The following is a 2,303-nucleotide window of genomic DNA, read 5'->3' on the forward strand; positions in this document are numbered from 1 at the left end:
GTCAGGGGTGATCAGCCAACCTGGCTCGGCAAGATCAGGAAGGAATTTGGCGATGGCATGGTCATCGCCGGTTAGAAGTAGCCAAGGTTGGCGATAGTGCCAGCGAAGACCATATTGCTGCCTCCCTGTCTGACGAAATCGCACCAAAGGGTCCAATGTCACATTCGTTCGACCATCGACGGTAACAATGCTCGCTTGCGTTGTACCAACCATCTCCGACGTTCGGGATCCCAGCCACCTTCTCAGCCCATTCAGTGCGTCCCACCAACGGCTCACGCGATCAAGCGATGCGAGAATGGCTAGCACGAGCGTGCCAACAGCCACCGCCGATAGCCAATAGCTTCGCGCTTCAGGCGTCTTGATGCCTATGGACTCACCCCATAGCCAGACGGCACCGGCAATCAACAGGGCAAGAACGAGTATCGAGACCAGGTCGATCCGCAGCTTCTTCATTGTTTGGTGAATATCCTCATGCTCGCGTATCGAGCCTGTCTGGAAAGGTCGACGTGAACGTCACCTGTCCTGTGAACCTAGACATCCATATACGATGAGCGCTGTGACGGCATCAGCCGCGGACTCGGCTCACAGCCACAGACACAAAGGTCATCGCTCAAAGCCGCTTGTCGCGCGTCAGGCCCCGTCATCACCAATCGCGGACCAACGCAAACGATCCGCCCCATCGTCTTGCAGACTGGACACCACACCAGATCATTCTCATAGGCCTGCTCACGGCCGCCCAGCATGTCGCCACCGTCACCGCCCACAACGACTCCACCCAGCGTGGTGAAATCCCCTTTCGTGATGTCGTAACGTCTCACCAAAATCCGCTCCCTATGCATCGTCCTCCGAAACGCTGAAGCGCCAACGAACCAACCGCCTTGGCAGCTTGACCATGGATCACGGCCAAGCCGCTATCTAGACTGGCCCCGTTTCGAGCGATTGCCGTCGAATCACCGCGACATCCACACCGTCCGGCTCGCCGACAAATACAAGCTGGTTTGGAGCGCCGCCGGACAGCGTTCCCGCCGAACACGCGATTGCGAGCCAAGCTGCTGCTGTCCCGGCATGTCCTGCGGTCTGATCGAGATCTACGGGCTGTGCGCCGAGTCCCATCTTCATGGCCTCGCTGTGCAGAGCGCCAGCCTTTGCCGCGTCGAGACCGGTCCGCCAGACACCCTTGATGCCCGCAGCCGTGATATCGCCCCATTTAAGAGCATGTGACAAGACGTCGTTCGACTGTTCAAAAGGGCCGTGTACTGGACGATGGAGGTTTGCCTGACGCATCACGGCCAACCTGCTTGCTGGTTCGTCTGGCATGAGCAGGATCGCCACGCCCGCCTCGGCCGCGCCAGAGGGCGGCGTGGCGCTCAGCACCGGATGCAGTTGAATGGCTACGATCAGCCTCGCGTGGCGTTCACCCTGGCCAGCAATCTCGTCGAGCCAGTCATCGAGAACACGAAGACTGGTTGGCTCAGTCTCTTCAACAATCTCCATGGCTCGAAACCGACGTTCTTGCCAGGCTTTCCGCCAGAGCGCCACATAGTCCTGCCTTCGCAATCCACCCGAGACCCAAAGACAAATGCCCAGACCAGTTTGCAGAGGTAACGCTCGAATTTGTACTGAAAGCTCGTCAAGCAGCTCTGAATACAGCCATCGCGTCACCTCGCAATGGCGCACCTCGTCTCTCTCTTTTCCACCGGGCACAGGCTGTACGCCAGGCACATCCAACCAGCGAGCCCTCACTGGATCGCCTTCGTTGGCGATGGGCTCCTGAGTAGCGATCCTGACCGTACCAGCCTGTATGCCGGCCAGTGCGTTCTCATTCCGATCCGACGAGATCCGATGAGCCGCACCGAGCACCGCCAGCGGACGCGCCGCCACGGCAAAGACGTGCGCGTTGTACCTGCGAATCGCTTCGTTGCGCATCAGAACGTCGAGCCTGCGGCCCTCATGATGACCATACCGGCGCAGCACTATCCAGGTAGGCAGCCCCACGGGGAAAAGGGCCAGGGTTAGCCAGAATCTCCATGTGTGCGTCGGCAAATGCTTCGGCCATAACAGGAGAACCGCCAATGCGCCTCCCAGTGCCATGGCAAGGAACGCGATCGCCCATACCACTCGCGACGGCCGCGTGGTCATCTCGGGCTCTTCTGTCGGCAGCAGCGAGAAATCAACAGCCATGTTCTGCTCCGGTCATTCCGTGCCAAACAAGACGAGGGGATGTGCCGCAAGCGCATGCGCGCGGTGACACCTGTCTGCGGCAGCATCGCGGGATTCGTAGCGCTTCTGGTGAACTGAAGGGA

Annotated in this window: 2 protein-coding genes and 1 pseudogene; all 3 read right to left on the minus strand. The window is 59.6% G+C overall.

Annotated elements, in window-relative coordinates; all coding sequences use genetic code 11:
- Nucleotides 1–453 (minus strand): annotated as a pseudogene (locus tag K206_RS43480) (type VI secretion protein VasK); the annotation flags it as partial.
- A 77-nt stretch (nt 454–530) separates the two neighbouring features.
- Nucleotides 531–818: a PAAR domain-containing protein gene (locus K206_RS42425; protein WP_081651641.1), complete on the minus strand. Its 288-nt coding sequence runs from the start codon at nt 816–818 to the stop codon at nt 531–533.
- A 97-nt stretch (nt 819–915) separates the two neighbouring features.
- Nucleotides 916–2,181 carry a hypothetical protein gene (locus K206_RS43485; protein WP_155888423.1) on the minus strand — a complete coding sequence of 422 codons (1,266 nt, stop codon included), beginning with the start codon at nt 2,179–2,181 and terminating at the stop codon, nt 916–918.
- Between the last annotated feature and the right edge of the window lie 122 nt (nt 2,182–2,303).

This window comes from Cupriavidus sp. WS (assembly GCF_000395345.1).
Classification (GTDB): Bacteria; Pseudomonadota; Gammaproteobacteria; order Burkholderiales; family Burkholderiaceae; genus Cupriavidus; species Cupriavidus basilensis_B.

What these genes read in the sequence shown, in the direction of transcription:
- K206_RS43485 (WP_155888423.1), bottom strand. Translation starts at nt 2,181, where the DNA reads ATGGCTGTTGATTTCTCGCTGCTGCCGACAGAAGAGCCCGAGATGACC.